Genomic DNA, 22,551 nt, shown 5'->3' on the forward strand with positions numbered 1-22,551 from the left:
GATCAAGGAGGGGGTCATTGTCATCATCTGCCCAAATACACTTCAACCACGCGTTCGTTCGCCGAGACCTGGTCGATGGTGCCTTCGGCCAGCACCGTGCCTTCGTGCAGGCAAGTCACCTTGACGCCGAGTTCTCGCACAAAGGTCATGTCGTGCTCGACGACCATCACGGTCTTATCCTTGTTGATCTCCTTCAGGAGCTCGGCGGTCTGATGGGTTTCGACATCGGTCATGCCGGCCACCGGCTCATCCACCAGCAGCAATTTCGGATCCTGGGCCAGCAGCATGCCAATCTCCAGCCACTGCTTCTGGCCGTGCGACAGGCTTCCCGCCAGGCGGTTGCGGGCATCCTTCAAGCGGATGGTTTCGAGCACGCGCTCGATGCGTTCGGCCTCGGCATTACTGCCGCGCCAGAACAGGGTGCCCTTGACGCTATGGTCGACATTGAGCGCGAGCAGCAGGTTGTCCTCGATGGTCTGGCTCTCGAACACGGTCGGCTTCTGAAACTTGCGGCCGATCCCGAGTTCGGCAATCCGGGTCTCGTCGAGCCGTGTCAGGTCTGTGACGCCGTCGAACAAAACGGTGCCTTCGTCCGGCTTGGTCTTGCCGGTGATGATGTCCATCATGGTGGTTTTGCCGGCGCCGTTTGGACCGATGATCGCGCGCATTTCACCGGGCTCGAGCACCAGCGACAGATTGTTGATGGCATGAAAGCCGTCGAACGAGACGTGCACGCCGTCGAGATAAAGCAGCGCGGAAGTGGCACGGGTATCTCTGACGTTCATCCGCTCACTCCGCCATATGGGGTTCGCTGACGCCGTCTTCGGCCGCCGCGCTCTCGGCGTTCGCCGTCAGGCGCCTGGCTTTCAAGGGCTCCCACCAGGCGTTGAAGGTGCCGATGATTCCCTTGGGCAGTAATAGCGTCACCAGGATGAACATGGCGCCGAGCATGAACAGCCAATACGGCGCGAGCGGACCCGATGTGAAGTAAGTCTTGGCATAATTGACCACGACCGCGCCGAGCGCGGCACCAATCAGCGTGCCACGACCGCCGACCGCGACCCAGATCACGGCCTCGATGGAATTAGCGGGCGCAAATTCACCGGGATTGATAATGCCGACCTGCGGCACGTAGAGCGCGCCCGCCACGCCTGCCATGCAGGCCGACAGCGTGAACACGAACAGCTTATAGGATTCGACGCGATAACCGAGGAATCGCGTACGCGATTCCGCATCTCTCACCGCAATCAACACTTTACCGAGCTTGGAGGTCACGATCGCCCGGCAGATCAGGAACGCGATCATGAGGGTGAGACAACTCAACGCGAACAACGCAGCCCGAGTGCCATCGGCCTGGACGTTGAAGCCGAGAATATCCTTGAAATCGGTCAAGCCGTTATTGCCGCCGAACCCGAAATCGTTGCGGAAAAACGCCAGCAGCAATGCATAGGTCATCGCTTGCGTGATGATCGACAGGTAAACACCCGTGACGCGCGAACGGAACGCGAGCCAGCCGAAGCAAAACGCCAGCAGGCCCGGCGCGACCAGCACCATCAGGGCTGCGAACCAGAACATATCGAAGCCGTACCAGTACCACGGCAGCTTCGGGTAGTTCAGGAACACCATGAAGTCCGGCAGGATCGGATTGCCATAGACGCCACGGCTTCCGATCTGACGCATCAAATACATGCCCATGGCGTAGCCGCCGAGCGCAAAGAAAGCGCCGTGGCCGAGCGAAAGAATACCGCAATAGCCCCAGATCAGATCGATCGAGAGCGCCAGGATCGCGTAGCAGACGTACTTGCCGAACAGCGACATCAGATAGGTCGGCACCTGCAGCGTCGAGCCCGCCGACAGCAGCAGGTTCGACAATGGGATCAGGATTCCGAGGACCGCGACGACCAGCAGGAAGACCGTGGCGCTGCGGTCCAGCGATCGTGTGAGCAGATGCGGCGTCATGCTTCCACCGCCCGTCCCTTGAGCGCGAACAGTCCGCGCGGACGTTTCTGGATAAACAGGATGATCAGGACCAGGATGGCGATCTTGCCGAGCACAGCGCCGGCCACCGGCTCGAGGAATTTGTTGGCGATACCGAGCGTGAACGCGCCGACCAGCGTGCCCCATAAATTACCGACGCCGCCGAACACCACCACCATGAAGGAATCGATGATGTAGCTCTGCCCGAGATTGGGGCTGACGTTGTCGATCTGCGAAAGTGCGACGCCCGCGATGCCTGCGATCCCCGAGCCGAGCCCGAAGGTCAGCGCATCTACCCGCGAGGTGGCGATGCCCATCGAAGCCGCCATGCGGCGGTTCTGCGTCACCGCGCGCATTTCCAGCCCCAGCGCCGTATAGCGCAACATGGCGAGCAGGATCACGAACACCGCCAGTGTGAAGCAGAGGATCCAAAGCCGGTTGTAGGTGATGGAGATCTGGCCGAGCTGGAACGCTCCGCTCATCCAGGATGGATTGCCGACTTCCTGATTGGTGGGACCGAATACAGTTCGCACCGCTTGCTGCAACACCAACGACAGGCCCCAGGTCGCCAGCAAGGTTTCCAGTGGCCGGCCGTAGAGAAAGCGGATGATGGTCCGCTCGATCAGAATGCCGATCGCGCCGGCGACGATGAAGGCCAATGGTACGGCGATCAACAACGAATAATCGAACAGACCGGGGAAACTCGTGCGAATGATCTCTTGCACAACAAAGGTGACGTAGGCCCCGATCATCACCATTTCGCCGTGGGCCATATTGATGACGCCCATCACGCCGAAGGTAATCGCCAGGCCGATCGCCGCCAACAGCAGCACCGAACCGAGCGACACGCCATACCAGGCGTTCTGCACGGCAGACCATACCGCAAGACTACTTTGGATCGACGATGTCGCATTCGCCGCCGCCTTCGCGATAGCCGGCGGCTGGTCACCGCCGAGCCCGGTCAAAAGCGCCAAAGCTTCCTGATCGCCGCGTGACTTGATGGTCGCTATGGCTTCGAACTTTTCGGCGTCGGTGGCGTCAGGCTTGAACAGCAGGATTGCGGCCCGTGCCTCGTTGAAGGCGAGCTTGGCGCCCTTGTCGGTCTCCTTGGCCAGCGCGCCGTCAACCATCGGCAGCATGGTCTCGTCATGAGTCTTGAACACCGATTGCGCGGCCGCGATCCGCTTGGCCGGATCGGGCGACGACAGCGTCAGGCCGCCGAGAGCGGCCTCGACGGTACGGCGCAGGCGGTTGTTGAGGCGAACAGCGGCGGCATTGTCCGGCAGCTTGTCGACCGCCGCACCCGTTGCCGCATCGACGACCTTGCCGTCATCCTGGGTGATAAAGACCTTCTTGGTATCGGGATCGGCCGACAGCCGGCCGTCCTGAAGCGCGCTGATGATGGGAAAGGCCAGCGGATTGCCGGAGGTTGCGATCGCGCCGACCGCTTCCTGGGTATCGGAAAATTCGTCATTGGCGAATTTAGCGACCGCATCCTCAAAGGCGCCGGCGAATGCCGGCAAAGCCAGCGTGGCGATCAGGAAAAAGGCAATAACAAGCGAACGAAGACGGTCAAGGACATTGGCGACCACTGGACGACCCCGGCAGAAGTAAATGGGAAGGCGGCGACATCGCCGCCTTCCCGGCTTGCAGGTAGACTTTTAGCATGATCCTGCGGGCAAAGGCTCAGCACCTGCTCTTACGGCAAAGCCTTTGCCTGCTTGGATCAACCCTCGGAGATCAGGAACCCTGACCGCCGCACTTGTTGGTCTTGGTGTTGTAGTTGCCGCACTTCTTGCCGACCCAGTCGCCGATCAGGTCTTTGGAGCCATCGAGCTCCTTCGACCATGCATCGCCAGCCACCAGGCCCGGGGTCTTCCACACCACGTCGAACTGGCCATTGGCTTTGATTTCGCCAATGAACACCGGCTTGGTGATGTGATGGTTCGGCAGCAACTTCGAGACGCCACCCGTCAGGTTCGGGGTTTCGGTACCAGGCAGCGCGTCGATCACCTTGTCCGCATCGACCGACTTGGCCTTTTCGACCGCCTTCACCCACATATTGAAGCCGATATAAGTGGCCTCCATTGGGTCGTTGGTCGTGCGCTTCGGATTCTTGGTGTAGGCCTGCCATTCCTTGATGAACTTCTCGTTGGCGGGCGTCTTGATCGACTCGAAATAGTTCCAGGCAGCGAGATGGCCGAGCAGCGGCTTGGTGTCGATGCCGGCGAGTTCTTCTTCACCGACCGAGAACGCCACGACCGGAATGTCGGTCGCCTTGATGCCCTGGTTTCCGAGTTCCTTGTAGAACGGAACGTTGGCATCACCGTTGATGGTCGAGACCACCGCGGTCTTCTTGCCGGCGGAGCCGAACTTCTTGATGTCGGCGACGATCGTCTGCCAATCGGAATGACCGAACGGCGTGTAGTTGATCATGATATCTTCCTGGGCCACGCCTTTCGACTTTAGGTAGGCTTCAAGAATCTTGTTAGTGGTGCGCGGATAGACGTAGTCGGTGCCGGCCAGCACCCAGCGCTTCACCTTCTCGTCCTTCATCAGGTAATCCACGGCCGGGATCGCCTGCTGGTTCGGCGCAGCACCGGTATAGAAGACGTTGCGCTCGCTCTCTTCACCCTCGTACTGCACGGGGTAGAACAGGATCGAGTTCAATTCTTTGAAAACCGGCAGCACGGATTTGCGCGAAACCGAGGTCCAGCAGCCGAATACGACCGAAACCTTGTCCTTGGTGATCAGCTCACGGGCCTTTTCAGCAAACAGCGGCCAGTTGGAGGCGGGATCGACGACGACGGCTTCGAGCTTCTTGCCGAGCACGCCGCCCTTCTTGTTCTGCTCATCGATCATGAACAGCACGGTGTCCTTCAGCGTGGTTTCGCTGATGGCCATGGTGCCGGAGAGCGAGTGGAGCACGCCGACCTTGATGGTGTCATCGGCGGCCTTTGCATTCGAGAATGCCGACAAGCCCAACACCAGTCCCGCGGTTGCCGCGAGCCACCGGCGGCGGCTTAAAGTCGCTTTCTTATGAATAAGTTTTGTAAGCATGAAATGTCATCTCCCTGACGCAGGCGTTAAACGCTGCGAACGGCCCCACGGCCGCCTGCGTTCACGGAATCGCAAGAACCATGCCACGCCCGCTTCCGCAGGTAAGTCAATGTATCTATTGTCAAATTTGACTTGGCGGCTTGCTGAAAATGCTTGATAGCCTACTTTTTGTGCAGAAAAAACGGTTGCCCTTTCTACAAACCGACTATTCCTTAGCCAAACTCGTCATCACAACGAGGTGTCGGCCCAAAAATTTGGCAGGCCTCGTTAAGTCTTCGCAGGCATTTCGGGGACTACTCCGGCCATCGAAACCGAGATCGACCTTGAAAGTGCCGCGTTCCTGTTCCATATGAGCTGGATGCAACCCGAATCATCGGGTCAGCGCGAGCTGCGTGTTCCTTAGCCCTGCAGGTTTGCACCGGCTTCTGGCTTGCCCTTTCAGCAACAACATCGATGCCCCATACACGCGGGTGTCTCAGGCACCCCGTATGCTGCTGGTCCCGACAGGACCGGGCAGCCAACGCCTTACATGGAAAGTACCCTATTTTGACCTCCTTTCAGGATTTTGGCCTCGCCGATCCCATTTCTCGTGCGCTTCAAGAAGAAAATTACCTGACGCCCACGCCCATCCAGGCTCAAACCATTCCCCTTGCATTGGCCGGCCGCGACGTCGTCGGCATTGCCCAGACCGGCACCGGCAAGACAGCCGCCTTCGCCCTGCCGATCCTCCATCGCATCCTGGCCAACCGGATCAAGCCGCAGCCCAAGAGCTGCCGCGTGCTGGTGCTCAGTCCGACACGCGAACTGTCCGGGCAAATTCTCGACAGCTTCAATGCCTACGGCCGGCACCTCCGCCTCACGTCGGCGCTGGCGATCGGCGGCGTTCCGATGGGACGCCAGGTCCGCTCGGTGATGCCGGGCGTCGAGGTCCTGGTGGCCACGCCCGGCCGCCTGCTCGACCTCGTGCAAAGCAACGGGCTGAAGCTCGGCCAGGTCGAATTCCTCGTGCTCGACGAGGCCGACCGCATGCTGGACATGGGCTTCATCAACGACATCCGGAAAATCGTCTCCAAATTGCCGGTCCGGCGGCAGACGCTGTTCTTCTCGGCGACGATGCCCAAGGATATTGCCGAACTGGCCGAAGCGATGCTGCGCGACCCCGCGCGGGTGGCCGTGACGCCGGTGGCCTCCACCGTCGAACGCATTACCCAGCGCATCATCCAGGTCGATCATTCGGCCAAGCCCGCATTTCTGGCGCAGCTTCTGAAGCAAGAGCCGGTCGATAGGGCGCTGGTCTTTACCCGGACCAAACACGGCGCCGACAAGGTGGTGAAGGGTCTTGCGCGGGCCGGCATCACCGCCGACGCCATCCACGGCAACAAGTCGCAAAATCATCGCGAGAGGGTACTTGCGGCATTCCGTTCCGGTGAAATCCGCACCCTGGTCGCAACCGACATTGCCGCCCGCGGCATCGACGTCGACGGCGTCAGTCATGTGGTGAATTTCGACCTGCCCAACGTTGCCGAAACCTACGTCCATCGCATCGGCCGCACCGCGCGCGCCGGCGCCGAAGGCATCGCGATTTCGCTGGTCGCGGGCGCTGAAGAGCTGTCCTATTTGCGCGACATCGAAAAGCTGATCCGCATCGCCTTGCCGCGAGAAGATAAGCGCACCCCCGGCCATCGCGACACTGCGCCGGCTCCCGCACCGCATCGCGGCGGTAGGGCCGCGCCTCGCGCGCATACGGCGCGCGCAAATGATGCCGGAGAGGGATCGAAAGGCCCTCGCCGACACCGCCGGGGTGGTGGTAATAATGGCGCTTCAAAAACAACCCGAAACAACGAGGTCAATCGGCAGAAGCCGAGCCGCCCCTCGCAGGGTGGCGGTGAGGCCGAAGGATTGCAGGGGGTCGCCTTTCTCTACCGTGAAAGCCGTCCGAACACCCAACCCAACCGCACTCGTCGGCCACGCTAGCCGCCGGTCGACCTGGAGATAACCATGGCTAAAGAAGAGCTGATCCAGTTCGAAGGACTGGTCACCGAAATCCTCCCCGATGCCCGCTACCGCGTCCAGCTCGACGCAGGGCACGAGATCGTTGCCTATACCGCAGGCAAGATGAAGAAAAACCGGATCAAGACCCTTGCGGGCGACCGGGTAACGATCGAAATGTCGCCTTACGATCTGGAAAAAGGCCGATTGATCTTCCGACACAAGGACGAACGCCCGGGTGGAGGAAGCGGCGCCCCTGGCGCCCAACGCGGCGCGCCGCAGCGCGGCCAATTCCGCCGCAGATAAACCCCGCGAGGCTGTTGGCCACGTGACAGCATCGTGTCAGGCGACTTGCGCCATCTGACGCTGCCCTCGGGCGCGATCAAAAAATCGCGCCCTCAGGATTGTTTGGGGCGCTACTTTGGAATAATATGACCTTATCGATTTTCGGCCGGACGACATTAGCTATCCACCGGTACAGCCGGTTTAGGCGCTGACGACCCTTCCAAAATTCGATCTCACCTGCCTGCGAAAGTAGGCTTCGTTATATCTATCTTGAGAAGGGACTATCCCGTGAGCATGGGAACCGTAAAGTGGTTTAACGCTACCAAGGGCTACGGCTTTATCCAGCCGGATGACGGTGGCAACGACGTATTCGTGCATATCAGCGCGGTCGAACGCGCTGGCCTTGGAACGCTGCGTGAAGGCCAAAAGATCAGCTACGAAATCGTCGCCGATCGCCGTTCCGGCAAATCCTCCGCCGATAATCTGCGCGCCGCGGGCTAAGCTCGGCGTCACGCAGGAAATCAGGGCGGCGCGAGCTTCGACCGCCGCGATTTTCGGCCCTGTGCCGACGATATCCATATGCCAACAAAAAGGCCGCGCATCGCGCGGCCTTTTTCATTGCACCATAGCGGGCCGATAAGCCTCAGGTCGACGAGCAGCCGTTGGCTCCGGGAAGGTTGTCGGTCGATGCGTTTTGCCTGACGCGGAGCGCTATCGGCGAAATCGCCACGCCGTTATTATTGCTTGGGCGCCGCCGCGCCTGCGGCTTGCCCGCTCAGGTTTCCGGCCTGATCCATCGTCGTTTTGAAGAAGGTATCGCCGTCCCCGAGCGTAACGCGGCGCTGGCAGATCGGCATGCAGCTGTAGGACTCGCGGTCGACGCCGCGATAGACCGTGATGAGCTGATCCGTTGGACCCTCGACCTGGATCAGGCGGTCCACCAGAATGTCGCCCGAACGATCCATCGCAATGAAATTAGTGGCGCCGTAGCCTTTCCCGGTCACGACCAGCACCCCGCCGGCCTGCAACGCGACGTCCGCGATCAGCGGATTACCGACGACAATCGTGGCGACGCGAGCCGGCAGCTTCACGAGCCTTGCCTGGTCGACGTTCACCGCGATGGTGTTGGCGGAGGGCTCAGCGATGGCCGCTATCGGCCACATCAGCATCCCCGCGACCAGCGAGTGAAGCGCGAAGCGCAGGCTTCTGGAAGAGCACAAAGATTGATACGACATACGATACCCCGGGGCGTTGACAAGCCGGCTTGAGCGATACGCAGCGGAACCGGCGCCCGACGTGGCAAATCTGCCGTCAATTAGTGAACGAACTGCAAATGGAGGGCGAATTCGCGAGGCCCGGCAGTCCTACTGACGAAAAGGGTAAGCAAGTTGCCCAACAATTTCATTAGGAATGCGCGGATCGTCGGCGCCGTAGTCTTGCGGCAACCGGCCTTCCGGCATCCGGAACGTCCCAAACAGAATGTCCCAGATCGGAAACGTGCCTGCGAAGTTGGTATCGCCGCCTTCCTCGAGCGAGGTGTGATGCCAGCGATGAAACACGGGCGTTGCCAGCACGTATTTGAACGGCCCAAGCGTCCAGTTCAGGTTGGCGTGCACGAAGGCGGAATGGAAGGTGGTGAAGGGTCCGACCCAGAGCATGATGTTCGGAGAGATCCCGGCCATCAGCAGGATAACGTCTACTCCAATCGTTCCCAGGAACAGATTGACCGGGTGAAAGCGCGCCGCCGAAATCCAGTCCAGCTCTTCCGATGAATGATGGATCGCGTGGTATTTCCAGAAGCCGCCGCCATGAAACAGCCGGTGCAGCCAGTACAGCATGAAATCGGAGAGCACGAGAAACAACAGCGCCTGAAGCCAGAGCGGCAGCAGCGACAGCGGACCGTGCCCGTTGTCGTAAAATGCGATCAGTTCGTCGGCGTCATGAATCTTGAAGACCACTTGCGCGCCAAGCACGAGCAGGCCGATCCGCAGCACCCGAGCAAATAGCGGAACGAAGAACCAGTAACAGACATCGGTGATGAGCTCCCGCTTGCGCCACCAGGGAGTGCCGGGATTGCAGGCCCAGAAATGAGTCAGCACCGAAAACGCCAATGCCAGCCCGATCGTGATCGGCACCACCTTGGCAATCGTCTGACCGAGCATTTCGACGACTTCCAACGTTAGACTGGACATGGCGGCCTCATGTGAACGATTGCCCAGAGAGGTACGCCTCGCCGCTTAAGGAGCCGTAAAACAGAGCGCCAGGCCGGGCTCGTCCGTCCCTCTCAACAGGAGCAGAATCTTGCAGGTTGCACCGATTGGACTTTAAGAAGCGGGTTAAATCCAAATTTACCGTGCGCAAGAACAGCGCTATTTCAGGCTTTTTGCGCAGTCGAATTAACCGTGCCGAAATTTGTCCGCACGTAGGGTTCGCCATGGTCACGGTGCTGAGAACGCCGGCGAGACCACATTTAGTTCGACCAGCCACGTGTCACATGGAGTTATCTATGAAGAATCTTATTGCGCGTTTTGTGAAGAACGAGTCCGGCGCCACCGCCATTGAATACGGCCTGATCGCCGCTGGCATCTCGCTTGCCATTATCGCCGTCGTCAACGGCCTCGGCAGCAACCTGAACGCCAAGTTCACCTCGATCAACACCTCGCTGAAGTAAGCGTCGGTTGATTTTTTGACATTAAGGCCCCGGTTGATCCGGGGCCTTTTTTTCGTCCTGTAACCTGTAGCGTAGCCTCATGCGTATCGTTCCGATTGCGCCGGTTCCGGCGAGACCGCTGCCAGCTCCCGATAGCGGCCAGCCGGCGTCGCCGACGGCGATCATATGCGCCGCTCTGATGCTTGCGCTGGTCTTTCTCGCGCTTCAAATCGCAAGCGTTCTGCGGACGCCTCCATTTCCCGATTGTTCATCTATCGGCGATAGCGTCAAAGACAGCTGTACCTTCTGATCCAAGCGAGCGGCCCCTCTCATGATTCTTGACGTTGCGCGCCTCTTGTTTTTCCCGGCCCTGATGGCGTTCGCTGCGGCGAGCGACCTTTTCACCATGACGATTTCAAATCGGGTATCGCTGGCGCTCGCGGCAGGTTTTCTCGCTTTGGCGCTCGCAAGCGGCATGCCCCCATCGGATATTCTGATGCACCTAGCGGCCGGCGCGATCGTGCTGGTCGGAGCTTTTGCCTGCTTTGCATTTGGATGGATCGGCGGCGGCGACGCGAAGGTGGCGGCGAGCGCCGCGCTCTGGTTCGGCTTTGCCCATCTGCTCAACTACCTGCTCTATGCCTCGCTGTTCGGCGGCGTGCTGACGCTGCTGTTGCTGCAGTTCCGGCAATGGCCACTGCCCTATGCGCTGGCGGGCCAACCCTGGCTGCTCAAACTGCACGCCAAGGAGAGCGGGATTCCCTACGGCATCGCGCTCGCCGTCGGTGCGCTGATGATCTATCCGGAAACCGAGTGGATCAAAGCCGTCGATCTGACGCGCCTGATGATCGGTTGATCGCCACTAGTGCTCACTTTCCGACGTTCGTACTACGCTTCAGCAGATACCTTTTGCCGCTGGCGGCGCAGGAACTTCAAAAGCGGCACTAGAGGTAAACTCTCGTTAAGACGATTTAGATACGCCTCATTAACCATGCTTTGACGAATAACTGGTCAACTCCCGTTACGGCGGCGGAAGCGTCGCAGCGTAATGTGGAAAGTGAAGCGTATGAATAGGGCACGCATTGTCGTCCTGACCATCGCTCTCGGTGCTGGCGGTGTCGCTGCCTATCTCGCAAGTGGATCGGATAGCAGACCCCCACCACCGGCCGAGCCGGTCGTGCAGTTACAGACTGTCGATGTTCTCGTGGCTAAATCCGATATTAGCCTCGGCCAGACGGTCACGCCCAACGAAATGTTGTGGCAGACCTGGCCGGCGGCTACCGCCAGCAGCTCCTTCATTCGCCGCAGCGATCGCTCCGATGCCATCAAGGAGATCACAGGCTCAATCGCGCGCTCTCCCTTTATCGCGGGCGAACCGATCCGCGAACCGAAACTGATCAAGGCCAATGGATCCGGCTTCATGGCCGCAATCCTTCCGCAGGGAATGCGCGCCATATCGACCGAGATTTCGCCAGAGACCGGCGCCGGCGGCTTCATCCTGCCCAACGACCGGGTGGATGTCATCCTGACCCGGCGCGAAAAGAACCCGGATCCGAAAGCTACCGGGGATCTCGTGATTTCCGAAGTCAAACTTTCAAACATACGCGTTCTCGCGATCGATCAGGCCCCCAAGGAAAAGGACGGCCAGAATTCCGTCATCGGCAAGACCGTCACGCTCGAGCTGAAACCTGAACAGGTTCCGGTTCTCTCCGCCGCGCGCCAGGCCGGCACGCTGTCGCTGTCGTTGCGCAGTATCGCCGACGTCAACCAAACGGAAATCGTCGCCGACGACCGTCCCCGCCAGATCGGCGTCAATGTCGTTCGCTACGGGGTCAACACCCCCACGGCGGCTCAAAAGTGACCAAAGGACCCTACGATATGAAGTGCAGGGAAAATCAGTTTCCAATGCGGACCCTCTGGGTTCGCGCCCTGTCGTTTTCGGCCGCGACTGCGATGGCGCTCAATCCCGCTCTGGTGCCGGCGGTGGCTGCCGACTATCGTACTGTGCCGCAGGTTTCCGCCGACGGGCAGATCAACGCGCGGTTTCTCTCGCTCGGCGTCGGCAAGTCGATCGTGATCGACCTGCCCCGCGACATCAAGGACGTGCTGGTCGCCGATCCGAAGATTGCCAACGCCGTCGTGCGCTCGGCGCAGCGCGCCTACATCATCGGGGCCGCGGTCGGGCAGACCAATATCGTGTTCTTTGACTCGGCCGGCCAGCAGATCGCGGCCTATGACATCGCCGTGAAACGCGATCTCAATGGTGCGCGCGCCGCGCTCAAGCAAATTATGCCGAATTCCGACATTCAGATTGATGGCTTGGGAGATAGCGTGATCCTCACCGGAACCGCGGCGACCGCGATAGAGGCGCAGCAGGCGGGAGATCTCGCAGCGCGGCTGGCGGGCGGTGTCGAAAAAGTCGTCAATTCCATCACGGTCCGCGGCCGCGACCAGGTAATGTTGAAGGTGACCGTGGCTGAAGTCCAGCGCACGATCATCAAGCAACTCGGTATCGACCTCAGCGGGCAGTTCAATTACGGCACCGCCGTCGTGAACTTCAATAACTCCAATCCGTTCACCGCCACGGGCCAGCCACTGGTCGGCACCAACGCCATCACCACCTCGTTCGGCGCCACCCCGTCGGTGAAGGCGACCTTGAGAGCGATGGAGAGCGCCGGTGTGACGCGAACGCTGGCAGAGCCGAATCTGACGGCCATTTCAGGCGAGTCGGCGACCTTCATCGCCGGTGGCGAATTTCCGATTCCGACCGGTGTGACCTGTCAAACCTCGACGAATGGCACCGTCGGCCAGTGCGCGCCGTCGATCGCCTTCAAGAAATTCGGCATCTCGCTCAACTTCACGCCAGTGGTCCTCACCGAAGGCCGCATCAGCCTCCGGGTCATGACGGAAGTGTCGGAAGTGTCCAACGACAACTCGATTACGGTAACAGGAATCAGCGTTCCTTCGGTCAAGACCCGCCGCGCGGAAACGACCCTCGAAATTCCCTCGGGCGGTTCGATGGCAATGGCCGGGTTGATTCAGGACCAGACCAAGGCGGCGATCAACGGCCTTCCCGGCCTATCGCAACTGCCCGTCCTCGGCACCTTGTTCCGCAGCCGCGACTACCAGGACAACAAGACCGAGCTGATGGTGATTGTGACGCCTTATGTCGTTCGCGCGGTCGCGCAAAAGGACCTGTCGCGTCCGGACGACGGCTTCGCCTCGGCGTCAGATCCGCAGTCCGATCTGCTTGGCAGCATCAACCGCATCTACGGCGTTCCCGGCCGCACCGATCCAGCGGCTAAGAGCTATCGCGGCACCTATGGCTTTATCACGGACTAAGACGGGACAAGGACGAAGACTATGACAGCCAGGATACCCGCCGAAGTCAGGCGCGCCCTCCGCATTGCGGGGGCGCTTGTGGGTCTCGCCACCGCGCTTGGGGCCTGTACGCATACCGACGAGGTGGCGGCGACGGCAAGCATTCCCGACGACTATCGCCTGAGGCACCCGATCGCGATCCAGGAATCCAATCGCTCCGTGGTGATCTTCGTTGGCCAGTCGCGCGGCGGCCTGTCGGCGGAGCAACGCGCCGACGTGATGGGTCTCGCGCAGATCTGGCTGCAAGAGGGTACCGGCGCGATCGTGGCCGACGTTCCGGTCGGCACTCCCAACGCCCGTGCGGCCGCAGACGCCTTCCGGGAAGCTCAGTCATTGCTGACGGCGGCCGGCGTACCGTCACGCGGTGTCACCTTGCGCCACTATCATCCGGACGATCCGCGTCAACTCGCGACGCTGCGGCTGAGCTATCCGAAAATTTCGGCGGTGGCCGGCCCATGCGGATTGTGGCCCGATGATCTCGGTCCTTCAATCAAGGACAAGGGGTATTTGGACAACAAGCCGTATTACAATTTCGGCTGCTCCTATCAGCGCAATATGGCGGCGATGATCGACAATCCCGCAGACCTCGTGCAGCCGCGGCCGGAAACCCCGGCCTATACCGCGCGGCGCTCGGAAGGCTTCGAAAAATATCGTCATGGCAATACCTCCACGACCAACTATCCCGAAGCCGACAAGGCCAAACTCAGCGATACAGGAAAATGATCAGTTACGCGCGTCAGAAACCAGAAGAACAGCCGGACGGGACTTCGCCGGCAGAAGATCACATCGCACCCGCCCCACGGGTGTCGGTGCAGGCCTTCTGCGAGACGGTCGAAACGGCCGCGGCCGTGCAGTCGGCGGGCGAAGACCGGCGGCTTGCCAAGGCGCATCTGAAGATTCAGATGGGCGGCATGGCTGCTGCGGTCGAGGCCTATCGGACCGCACCGACGCCGAATGTCATCATTCTGGAGACCGAAGGCCGCAACGACATCCTGGCCGGTCTCGACCAGCTTGCCAGCGTATGCGACTCGGGCACGCGGGTGATCGTGATCGGCCGTATCAACGACGTCACGCTGTATCGCGAACTGGTGCGCAGGGGGGTCAGCGACTACGTCATCGCCCCGATCAATACGCTGGACGTGGTGCGTTCGATCTGCGGACTGTTCTCCTCTCCGGAAGCCAAGGCCGTGGGCCGCATCATCGCCATCGTCGGCGCCAAGGGCGGCGTCGGCGCATCGACCGTCGCGCATAACGTCGCCTGGGCGATCGCGCGCGACCTGACGCTGGATTCGGTGGTGGCCGATCTCGACCTCGCTTTCGGTACCGCCGGCCTCGACTACAATCAGGACCCGCCGCAGGGCATCGCAGATGCCGTGTTCTCACCGGACCGGGTCGATACCGCCTTTATCGATCGCCTGCTGTCGAAGTGCACCGATCACCTCAGCCTGCTGGCCGCGCCGGCAACGCTCGATCGCGTTTACGATTTCGGCGCCGACGCCTTCGATGCGATCTTCGACACGCTTCGCACCACGATGCCGTGCATCGTGCTCGATGTCCCGCATCAATGGTCGGGCTGGACCAAGCGGGCGCTGGTGGCTGCCGACGATATCCTGATCGTGGCTGCCCCCGACCTCGCCAACCTGCGCAACACCAAGAATATCTTCGATCTGTTGAAGGCGGCCCGGCCCAACGACCGGATGCCGCTCTACTGCCTCAACCAGGTCGGCGTTCCCAAGCGACCGGAAATCAACGCGAGCGAATTCGCCAAAGCGATCGAGTGCGATCCGATCGTGTCGATATCGTTCGATCCTCAGATGTTCGGCGCGGCGGCCAATAACGGACAAATGATCGCGGAGATTTCCGAAAATCACCGCAGCACCGAAATGTTTCGGCAAATCGCGCAACGGCTCACCGGCCGCGGCGAGACCAAAAAGCCGCGAGGTTCGTTCCTTTCACCACTGATCGAGAAGCTGCGGTCAAAGTAAGCTGACCCGTCGGGAGTGTCGTCGTGTTTGGTAAGCGTAGCGGAACGGAAGGCGATTCAAGGACCATGCGGCCCCCGGCCGCAGCACCGGAGGCTGCGCCTGCCGGAGCGGTCGCTCCGCGCGTGGCGCCGCCGCCTGCCGTTGTGTCACCTCCGCTGGCGCCGGCCAAGCCGGCTCCGCCGCCGCCGCCCGTGGAAGCCCGGCGGTCCGACAGCTATTACCAGGTCAAGGCGACGATTTTCGGGGCGTTGATCGAGGCGATCGATCTCGCCCAGTTGGCCAAGCTCGACGGCGAATCGGCGCGGGAGGAAATCCGCGACATCGTCAACGAGATCATCGCGATCAAGAATATCGTGATGTCGATTGCCGAGCAGGAAGAGCTGCTCGACGATATTTGCAACGACGTCCTCGGCTACGGCCCGCTCGAGCCGCTGCTGGCCCGCGACGACATCGCCGATATCATGGTCAACGGCGCCGGCACGGTCTATATCGAAGTCGCCGGCAAGATCCAGCGCACCGGCATCCGCTTTCGCGACAACCAGCAACTGCTCAACATTTGCCAGCGCATCGTCAGCCAGGTCGGCCGGCGTGTCGATGAATCGTCGCCGATCTGCGACGCCCGTCTTGCCGACGGCTCACGCGTCAACGCGATCGTTCCGCCGCTGTCGCTCGACGGCCCTGCGCTCACCATCCGCAAATTCAAAAAGGACAAGCTGACGCTTGACCAGCTGGTCAAATTCGGCGCGATCTCGAAGGAAGGCGCGGAAATCCTGCAAATCATCGGCCGGGTCCGGTGCAACGTGCTGATTTCCGGCGGTACCGGCTCGGGCAAGACGACGCTTCTCAATTGCCTGACGAACTATATCGACGAAGAAGAACGCATCATCACCTGCGAAGACGCCGCCGAGCTTCAGTTGCAACAGCCGCATGTGGTGCGGCTCGAGACCCGCCCGCCCAACATCGAGGGCGAAGGCCAGATCACCATGCGCGAACTGGTCCGCAACTGCCTGCGTATGCGCCCCGAACGCATCATCGTCGGCGAAGTCCGCGGACCGGAAGCGTTCGACCTGCTACAGGCGATGAACACCGGCCACGACGGCTCGATGGGCACGCTGCACGCCAACAACCCGCGCGAAGCGCTGTCGCGATGCGAATCGATGATCACCATGGGCGGCTTTTCGCTGCCCTCGCGAACCATCCGCGAGATGATCTGCGCCTCGATCGACGTGATCGTCCAGGCTGCACGTCTGCGCGACGGCTCGCGGCGCATCACCCACATCACCGAGGTGATGGGCATGGAAGGCGACACCATCATCACCCAGGATGTCTTCCTGTACGACATGATCGGTGAGGACGCCAACGGCAAGATCATCGGCCGCCACCGCTCGACCGGTATAGGCCGGCCGCGTTTCTGGGAACGGGCACGTTACTACGGTGAAGAAAAGCGGCTTGCCGCCGCCATCGACGCCGCCGAAGTCGCGACCGAGAACTAAGGAGAGCCGCGATGAAGATGCAAGTACTCGCTTTGGCCTTTCTCGCTACCGCCGCGATCGGCGGCCTCGCGTGGGTCTTCCTTTATCCGCTGTTGTCGGGAGAGAAAAAAGCGGAGGGCCGCCGGGCTTCCATCGCCAAGTCGGAGCCAGTAGCGGCCCGGCAGACGCAAAGGGAACAGAAAACCCGCCGCGAACAGGTCGAGGGATCACTCAAGGAAGTCGAAGCCAGGCGCGCGAAAGATGCCAAGGTCACGTTGACCACCCGCCTGACCCAGGCGGGGCTCGACTGGGAGCCGCGCAAGTTCATGATCGTTTCCGGCATTCTTGCCATCGCGGCTTTTGCGGCGGCGATGCTCGGCGGCGGCGGACCGCTCGGCGCGGTCGGGCTGGCTTTCGCCGCCGGGTTTGGCCTGCCGCGCTGGATGCTGAGTTTCATGAAGAAGCGGCGCGAGAAAGCCTTTCTGCGCGCGCTGCCGGATGCCGTGGACGTCATCGTTCGCGGCATCAAGGCCGGCCTCCCGCTGTTTGAATCGCTGAAGGTGGTCGCCGCCGATTCGCCGGAGCCCCTGCGCTCCGAATTCTCCGCCATTATCGAAACCCAGGCGATCGGTATGCCGCTTGGCGAAGCCTGCGGCCGCCTGTTCGAGCGGATGCCTGTACCGGAAGCGAACTTCTTCGGCATCGTCATCGCGATCCAGCAGAAGTCGGGCGGTAACCTCTCCGAAGCGCTCGGCAACCTCTCCAAGGTGCTGCGCGACCGCAAGAAGATGGCCGAAAAGATTCAGGCGATGTCGATGGAAGCCAAGGCATCGGCCGGCATCATTGGCGCGCTGCCGCCGATTGTCATGATCCTCGTCTACATCACGACGCCCGACTACATTTCGCTGTTGTGGACGCATCCGACCGGTCAGCTGATGCTGGTTGGCTGCGTGGTCTGGATGTCGATGGGCATCCTCGTGATGAAGAAAATGATCAATTTCGACTTCTAAAGGTGCCGCATGATTAGTTTTCTGGTTGAAAAGCTCCACGACCCCCATTTCATGACCATGCTGCTTGCCGCCGTCGCGGTCAGCGCCACGGCCTATACGCTGATCATGCCGCTGTTCGCCGGCGAGGGGTTGGCCAAACGCATGAAGGCGGTCGCCAGCGAGCGTGAGCGGATCCGGGCGCGGGAGCGCGAGCGTCTCAACAAGACCGAAAAAGTTTCGCTGCGGCAGACGCCGAAACAAATCGTCTCCAAGGTGGTGGAGGACTTCAACCTCGGAAAATGGCTGGCGCAGGAAGCGGCGCGCGACAAGCTGACCCAGGCCGGTTATCGCGGTCAGGCGCCCTATATCACCTTCCTGTTCTTCCGGGCGGTAACGCCGATCGTGTTTTTCGTTTCAGCGGTGCTGTATGTGTTCGTGATCTCGCATCTCGAGAAGTCGTTTCCGGTCAAGGTCGGCATGTGCATCGCAGCCGCCTATCTGGGCCTTCAGGCGCCGATGCTGTTTTTGAAAAATGCGATTTCAAAGCGCCAATTGTCGATCCGCCGCGCCTTCCCGGACTCGCTCGATTTGCTCCTGATCTGCATCGAATCCGGCATGTCGATCGAAGCCGCTTTCCGCAAGGTTGCAGTCGAGATCGTGACGCAATCGGTCGCGCTGTCGGAGGAATTTACGCTGACCACGGCCGAGCTTTCCTATTTGCAGGACCGCAAGGTTGCCTATGAAAACCTTGCCAAGCGCACCGGCGTCGACGGCGTCAAGTCGGTCTGTCTCGCGCTTCAGCAATCCGAGCGCTACGGCACGCCGCTGGGCCAGAGCCTGCGCGTCATGGCGCAGGAAAACCGCGACATGCGCATGAACGAGGCCGAGAAGAAGGCCGCGGCACTTCCGCCGAAGCTGACGGTGCCGATGATCCTGTTCTTCCTGCCGGTATTGTTTGTCGTCATTCTCGGGCCGACCGGCATCAAGATCTCCTCGATGCAATAGCGCGTTGAAGGCGCGGGCCGCGCCTTCAAGATTTCAGCTACCTGATAAAAAGAGACCCCGTCACTCCGGACGGTTCAGCGAAGCGACGGGCATTTTTCCCGCACTGCCGAGGTGCGGGTCGCCCTTTCGGTTCAGCATCTGCTTGAGATAGGCGACGTTGGCCGCCGCCTCTTCGGCGGGAAGATCGGCACGCACGATCTGCTCGGCTTCGGCGAAACGGCCTTGCAGGCCGATCACCAGCGCCAGGTTCTGCCGCACCCGCGCATCGGCCCGTCCGCCGGCATAGGCCTGGCGAAGCACTTCCTCGGCCTTCGGCAGATTCTTCGACAGCATGTAGGACAGACCGAGATTTGACAGCACCGACGGCTCGTCCGGAACGATCTTCAATGCGCTCTCATAATAGCGGCGCGCCTCGTCGTGGCGGCCGAGCTGGTCGAGCGTGGTGCCCTGCACCGACAGCAGCCGCCAATCGGGATTATCGGGCGAGTGGGCGCGGTTCAGGACGTCGAAAGCCTGCTGGAAATTACCGTTGTCGGCCAGCGCCCGGCCGTAGCCCGCCAACAGCGCCTTGTCGCCGGGATGGGCAATCGTGGCCTGTTCCAGCACGGCCGCCGCCTGGCTGCGTTGTCCGGAGGCGCGCAGCGCCTGGCCATAGGCAAGGGCAGCTTCGGCATTCTTGGGATCGGCGCGGAAACGTTCGCCGGTAACGTCGACTGCCTGACGCGAGTCCGTCTCGGCGCTCGCCGAGCTCTTAGGCGATATCGAACCCGTAATATCGGACATGGTCTGGCAGCCGACAAGACTGGCGGCCAGAATCGCCGTCATGGCAACGGATGCAAGAAACCGGGTGGATTGCTGACGCATGCACGGGACTCACGGATATCGGCGTCAGACCGAGCCGAATTTGCCCCAGCAATAGTCTGTTAACCCTAATGCAGGGTTAACGCCGCCCCAGGATCACCCCGATTTGGTCCCGTGATTTCCGCAAATCCGCCCCGTCCTGGCCGAGGCCGCGGCAAACGCGACCTGAAAGGCCCTCCGCCCTCCCCGCCAACCAGGATCGACCCTACAGCCCGCGGTTACTTGTGGTGCTTGCGCAAATAGGCGTGCAGCGAGTCGGTGCCCGTCTCTGCCAGCAACGTCTTCAGCATCGTGTCCTTGCGCCGGCCTTTGGCGAAATGCTCGCCATAGGTCTTGCGAAGGCTACCAACGCGCGTGTTGCCGTGCTTCTTGTCGATGCGGCCAGTCGTGTCGCGGTGCCGGCCGTCCAAACCTTTCCTAGCCATTTGACACTCCTCTGCAGAGTCCAATTCACGAAAGGTATCACGACAACCGGGAAACCTGTAGATCGCGGCCCTTCGCACCAGGGCCACCGATCTGAAGTCCCTGTACAAGGCCCGCTTCGGAAACTGGGCACTGGTTTGGCATCATAGGCCATTGTAGAATTTCGAAAACGCGCAAGAGACTGCCTTCAAGAGACTGTCTTGCCGCGATCCGTTTCAACCGAAGATCAAAGCATGCCCTCCGTGTTCGAGACCGCGACGCCGGCCATTTCGATTAGGTTTGCGACAACCTCGACATGGGAGGCAATCTCCGCCGATCTCCCCGAACCCTCCCGGCAATTCGCCCGCGCCAACGGATTCAAGGCCAAGCCGGGCGCCTATCTGGCGCTACCAGACGCCAACGGCGAGATCGCACAGGTGGTGTTCGGGCTGGACAACGAGACCGCCAAATTCCGCGACCCGTTCCGGCCCGGCCAATTGGCGGGTTTGTTGCCGCCGGGCGTCTATCGTTTTGCCAATGTGGCCCCCGACCACGCGCATCTAGCGACGCTTGCTTTCGCACTCGGCTGTTATCGTTTTGGCCGGTACCGAAAGTCGGAACCGCCCGAGGTCAGGCTGGTGCCTCCCGACGGCGTCGACATCGCCGATATTACGCGGATGGCGAATGCCGCTGCGCTCGCCCGCGATCTCATCAATACGCCGGCCAATGATATGGGGCCGGAAGAACTGGCGCAGGCGGCGCAACAGCTTGCGCAACGTTTTGGCGCCAAATTCGACTGCATCGTCGGTGACGAGCTGACGCGAAAGAACTTTCCGCTGATCAACGCCGTCGGCATGGCGTCCCCACGCGCGCCGCGCCTGATCGATTTGACCTGGGGCGATCCGTCTCATCCCAAGGTGACGCTGGTCGGCAAGGGCGTGTGCTTCGATACCGGCGGGTTGGACTTGAAGCCTTCCAGCAGCATGCTGATCATGAAAAAGGACATGGGCGGGGCTGCCAACGTACTCGCTTTGGGGCAGATGGTGATGGACGCCCAACTTAAGGTGCGCTTGCGGGTCTTGATCCCCGCGGTCGAAAATTCGGTCGCCGGCAACGCTTTCCGGCCGCTTGATATCTTCACCTCGCGCAAAGGTCTCACCGTGGAGATCGGCAACACCGACGCGGAAGGACGGCTGGTGCTGGCCGATGCGCTGGCGCTTGCCGACGAGGAGAAACCCGATCTGTTGATCGATCTCGGCACGCTGACGGGCGCGGCGCGAGTGGCGCTGGGCCCCGACTTACCGCCGTTCTACACCGACGACGAAACGCTCGCCGAGGCGCTTTCATCTTGCGCCAAACAAGAGCACGACCCGTTGTGGCGACTGCCGTTATGGCCGCCTTACGATAGCTGGCTCGATTCGAAAGTCGCCAACATCAACAATGCGCCGTCCGGCGGCTTCGCCGGTTCGATCACCTGCGCGTTGTTTCTCCAGCGCTTCGTCGAAGCAGCCAAGAGTTGGCTGCATGTCGATATTTATGGATGGACGCCGACTGCCAAACCCGGCCGCCCCGAGGGCGGCGAATGCCAGGCGGCGCGCGCCATCTACCGGCTCCTGAGCAACCGCTATGGATGATGATCCACGCCTCACGCCAGCGAGAGCCGACCTCGCCGCTAAATATCTCGAAGGCAAGGTCAACGCCGCCCGCTTTGTCACCGGCGAGGAATTCGAAATCTCGGATGCGCTGGCGCCGCTTCGTCGCGCACCGTCTTCCGACGCGGAACTCTCGACGCAGGCGCTCAAGGGCGAGCGCGCAACGATCTATGACCGCAACAGTGAAGGCTGGGCCTGGGGCCAGCTCAACAGCGACGGCTATGTCGGCTGGCTGCCCGATCAGGCGCTGAAAAAGCCGGCCGGCCAACCAACCCATAAGGTTACGGCCCTGCGGACCTTCGCCTTTCCGGGCCACTCGATCAAGCTGCCGCCGGCCGAGACTTTTGTGATGGGGAGTTTGCTGACGGTACTACGCGAGGAGGGTTCGTTCGCGATCACACGCGAGGGCTGGCACTTGCCGCGGCAGCATCTCGACATGATCGGTCGCCGTGCCCCGGATTTTGTCGCGGTCGCGGAAGCGTTTGTCGGCACGCCGTACTTATGGGGCGGCAAGAGCAGTCTTGGGATCGATTGTTCGGGGCTGGTTCAGATCTCGCTCACTGCCGCCGGCACCGGCTGCCCGCGCGACAGCGACATGCAGCAGGAGGGGCTCGGCCGCGAACTCAACCCGCGCGACACGAAGAAACTCAAACGCGGCGACCTGATTTTCTGGAAAGGCCATGTCGCGATCGCCCGCGATGGCGAGACCATCGTCCACGCCAACGCGCATCATATGGCCACGACGATCGAACGTACGCAGGAGGCGATCGCGCGCATCAAGGCCTCCGGCAGCGAGGTCGCGGCGATCAGGCGGCTGGATTAGGCCATCATGTTTTCCCAAGC

The 22,551-nt window shown here is 61.1% G+C and carries 22 protein-coding genes; 14 read left to right on the top strand and 8 right to left on the bottom strand.

Annotated elements, in window-relative coordinates; genetic code table 11:
• Window positions 1-23 precede the first annotated feature (23 nt).
• The 4 genes from urtD to urtA form a co-directional block, all read right to left on the bottom strand.
• Window positions 24-785 (bottom strand): urea ABC transporter ATP-binding protein UrtD, encoded by a 762-nt coding sequence (urtD, locus tag ABSE61_RS23120; RefSeq protein ID WP_423873459.1) that lies wholly within the window; start codon window positions 783-785, stop codon window positions 24-26.
• Between the two features lie 4 nt (window positions 786-789).
• A complete protein-coding gene (gene urtC, locus ABSE61_RS23125; RefSeq protein ID WP_423873460.1) occupies window positions 790-1,959 on the bottom strand; it encodes an urea ABC transporter permease subunit UrtC in 1,170 nt (389 codons plus the stop codon).
• The gene (urtB, locus tag ABSE61_RS23130) at window positions 1,956-3,569 is read right to left on the bottom strand and encodes an urea ABC transporter permease subunit UrtB (RefSeq protein WP_423873461.1); all 1,614 of its coding nucleotides are present in this window, start codon (window positions 3,567-3,569) and stop codon (window positions 1,956-1,958) included. Before urtB ends, urtC begins: the two co-directional genes overlap by 4 nt.
• 148 nt (window positions 3,570-3,717) lie before the next feature.
• A complete protein-coding gene (gene urtA, locus ABSE61_RS23135) occupies window positions 3,718-5,037 on the bottom strand; it encodes an urea ABC transporter substrate-binding protein (protein ID WP_423873462.1) in 1,320 nt (439 codons plus the stop codon).
• A gap of 546 nt (window positions 5,038-5,583) precedes the next feature.
• Here urtA and ABSE61_RS23140 point away from each other — a divergent pair.
• The 3 genes from ABSE61_RS23140 to ABSE61_RS23150 all read left to right on the top strand — a co-directional run bounded on the left by ABSE61_RS23140 (window position 5,584) and on the right by ABSE61_RS23150 (window position 7,812).
• The gene (locus ABSE61_RS23140) at window positions 5,584-7,011 is read left to right on the top strand and encodes a DEAD/DEAH box helicase (protein WP_423873463.1); all 1,428 of its coding nucleotides are present in this window, start codon (window positions 5,584-5,586) and stop codon (window positions 7,009-7,011) included.
• Window positions 7,012-7,035: 24 nt separating this feature from the next.
• Window positions 7,036-7,332 carry a translation initiation factor IF-1 gene (infA, locus tag ABSE61_RS23145; RefSeq protein ID WP_423873464.1) on the top strand — a complete coding sequence of 99 codons (297 nt, stop codon included), beginning with the start codon at window positions 7,036-7,038 and terminating at the stop codon, window positions 7,330-7,332.
• A gap of 267 nt (window positions 7,333-7,599) precedes the next feature.
• Window positions 7,600-7,812 (top strand): cold-shock protein, encoded by a 213-nt coding sequence (locus tag ABSE61_RS23150; RefSeq protein ID WP_002714433.1) that lies wholly within the window; start codon window positions 7,600-7,602, stop codon window positions 7,810-7,812.
• 236 nt (window positions 7,813-8,048) lie between these two features.
• On the opposite strand, the gene ABSE61_RS23155 is transcribed toward ABSE61_RS23150, so the two are convergent.
• Both ABSE61_RS23155 and ABSE61_RS23160 read right to left on the bottom strand, forming a co-directional pair.
• On the bottom strand, window positions 8,049-8,480 hold the full coding sequence (locus tag ABSE61_RS23155; RefSeq protein ID WP_423873528.1) for a pilus assembly protein N-terminal domain-containing protein: 432 nt from the start codon (window positions 8,478-8,480) through the stop codon (window positions 8,049-8,051).
• A gap of 195 nt (window positions 8,481-8,675) precedes the next feature.
• Window positions 8,676-9,503 carry a sterol desaturase family protein gene (locus tag ABSE61_RS23160; RefSeq protein ID WP_423873465.1) on the bottom strand — a complete coding sequence of 276 codons (828 nt, stop codon included), beginning with the start codon at window positions 9,501-9,503 and terminating at the stop codon, window positions 8,676-8,678.
• 314 nt (window positions 9,504-9,817) lie between these two features.
• Between ABSE61_RS23160 and ABSE61_RS23165 the strand changes: the two genes are divergently transcribed.
• From ABSE61_RS23165 to ABSE61_RS23205, 9 genes are all read left to right on the top strand, one after another.
• Window positions 9,818-9,982, top strand: a complete 165-nt coding sequence (locus tag ABSE61_RS23165; protein WP_423873466.1) for a Flp family type IVb pilin — start codon at window positions 9,818-9,820, stop codon at window positions 9,980-9,982.
• Between the two features lie 310 nt (window positions 9,983-10,292).
• Window positions 10,293-10,817 carry an A24 family peptidase gene (locus tag ABSE61_RS23170; protein WP_423873467.1) on the top strand — a complete coding sequence of 175 codons (525 nt, stop codon included), beginning with the start codon at window positions 10,293-10,295 and terminating at the stop codon, window positions 10,815-10,817.
• Between the two features lie 210 nt (window positions 10,818-11,027).
• Entirely contained in the window at window positions 11,028-11,822 is a 795-nt protein-coding gene (cpaB, locus tag ABSE61_RS23175; protein WP_423873468.1) for a Flp pilus assembly protein CpaB, read from the top strand.
• 17 nt (window positions 11,823-11,839) lie between these two features.
• Window positions 11,840-13,303 carry a type II and III secretion system protein family protein gene (locus tag ABSE61_RS23180; RefSeq protein ID WP_423873529.1) on the top strand — a complete coding sequence of 488 codons (1,464 nt, stop codon included), beginning with the start codon at window positions 11,840-11,842 and terminating at the stop codon, window positions 13,301-13,303.
• 21 nt (window positions 13,304-13,324) lie between these two features.
• Complete coding sequence (locus tag ABSE61_RS23185; RefSeq protein WP_423873469.1) at window positions 13,325-14,065, top strand: CpaD family pilus assembly protein; 741 nt, start codon at window positions 13,325-13,327, stop codon at window positions 14,063-14,065.
• A complete protein-coding gene (locus ABSE61_RS23190) occupies window positions 14,062-15,327 on the top strand; it encodes a CpaE/TadZ family protein (RefSeq protein ID WP_423873470.1) in 1,266 nt (421 codons plus the stop codon). Before ABSE61_RS23185 ends, ABSE61_RS23190 begins: the two co-directional genes overlap by 4 nt.
• A gap of 23 nt (window positions 15,328-15,350) precedes the next feature.
• The gene (locus ABSE61_RS23195; RefSeq protein ID WP_423873471.1) at window positions 15,351-16,820 is read left to right on the top strand and encodes a TadA family conjugal transfer-associated ATPase; all 1,470 of its coding nucleotides are present in this window, start codon (window positions 15,351-15,353) and stop codon (window positions 16,818-16,820) included.
• Between the two features lie 11 nt (window positions 16,821-16,831).
• Entirely contained in the window at window positions 16,832-17,809 is a 978-nt protein-coding gene (locus ABSE61_RS23200) for a type II secretion system F family protein (protein ID WP_423873472.1), read from the top strand.
• A 9-nt stretch (window positions 17,810-17,818) separates the two neighbouring features.
• Window positions 17,819-18,793, top strand: coding sequence for a type II secretion system F family protein (locus ABSE61_RS23205; RefSeq protein WP_423873473.1), 975 nt, complete (start codon window positions 17,819-17,821; stop codon window positions 18,791-18,793).
• Between the two features lie 60 nt (window positions 18,794-18,853).
• On the opposite strand, the gene ABSE61_RS23210 is transcribed toward ABSE61_RS23205, so the two are convergent.
• Window positions 18,854-19,657 carry a tetratricopeptide repeat protein gene (locus ABSE61_RS23210; protein ID WP_423873474.1) on the bottom strand — a complete coding sequence of 268 codons (804 nt, stop codon included), beginning with the start codon at window positions 19,655-19,657 and terminating at the stop codon, window positions 18,854-18,856.
• 215 nt (window positions 19,658-19,872) lie between these two features.
• Window positions 19,873-20,079: a hypothetical protein gene (locus ABSE61_RS23215; RefSeq protein WP_423873475.1), complete on the bottom strand. Its 207-nt coding sequence runs from the start codon at window positions 20,077-20,079 to the stop codon at window positions 19,873-19,875.
• A 231-nt stretch (window positions 20,080-20,310) separates the two neighbouring features.
• Here ABSE61_RS23215 and ABSE61_RS23220 point away from each other — a divergent pair, with 231 nt between their 5' ends.
• Both ABSE61_RS23220 and ABSE61_RS23225 read left to right on the top strand, forming a co-directional pair.
• The gene (locus ABSE61_RS23220) at window positions 20,311-21,690 is read left to right on the top strand and encodes a leucyl aminopeptidase family protein (protein WP_423873476.1); all 1,380 of its coding nucleotides are present in this window, start codon (window positions 20,311-20,313) and stop codon (window positions 21,688-21,690) included.
• Entirely contained in the window at window positions 21,683-22,531 is an 849-nt protein-coding gene (locus tag ABSE61_RS23225; protein ID WP_423873477.1) for a C40 family peptidase, read from the top strand. Before ABSE61_RS23220 ends, ABSE61_RS23225 begins: the two co-directional genes overlap by 8 nt.
• The last annotated feature ends 20 nt before the right edge of the window (window positions 22,532-22,551 follow it).

It is taken from the genome of Bradyrhizobium sp. (assembly GCF_049519115.1).
In the GTDB taxonomy this organism is placed as follows: domain Bacteria; phylum Pseudomonadota; class Alphaproteobacteria; order Rhizobiales; family Xanthobacteraceae; genus Bradyrhizobium.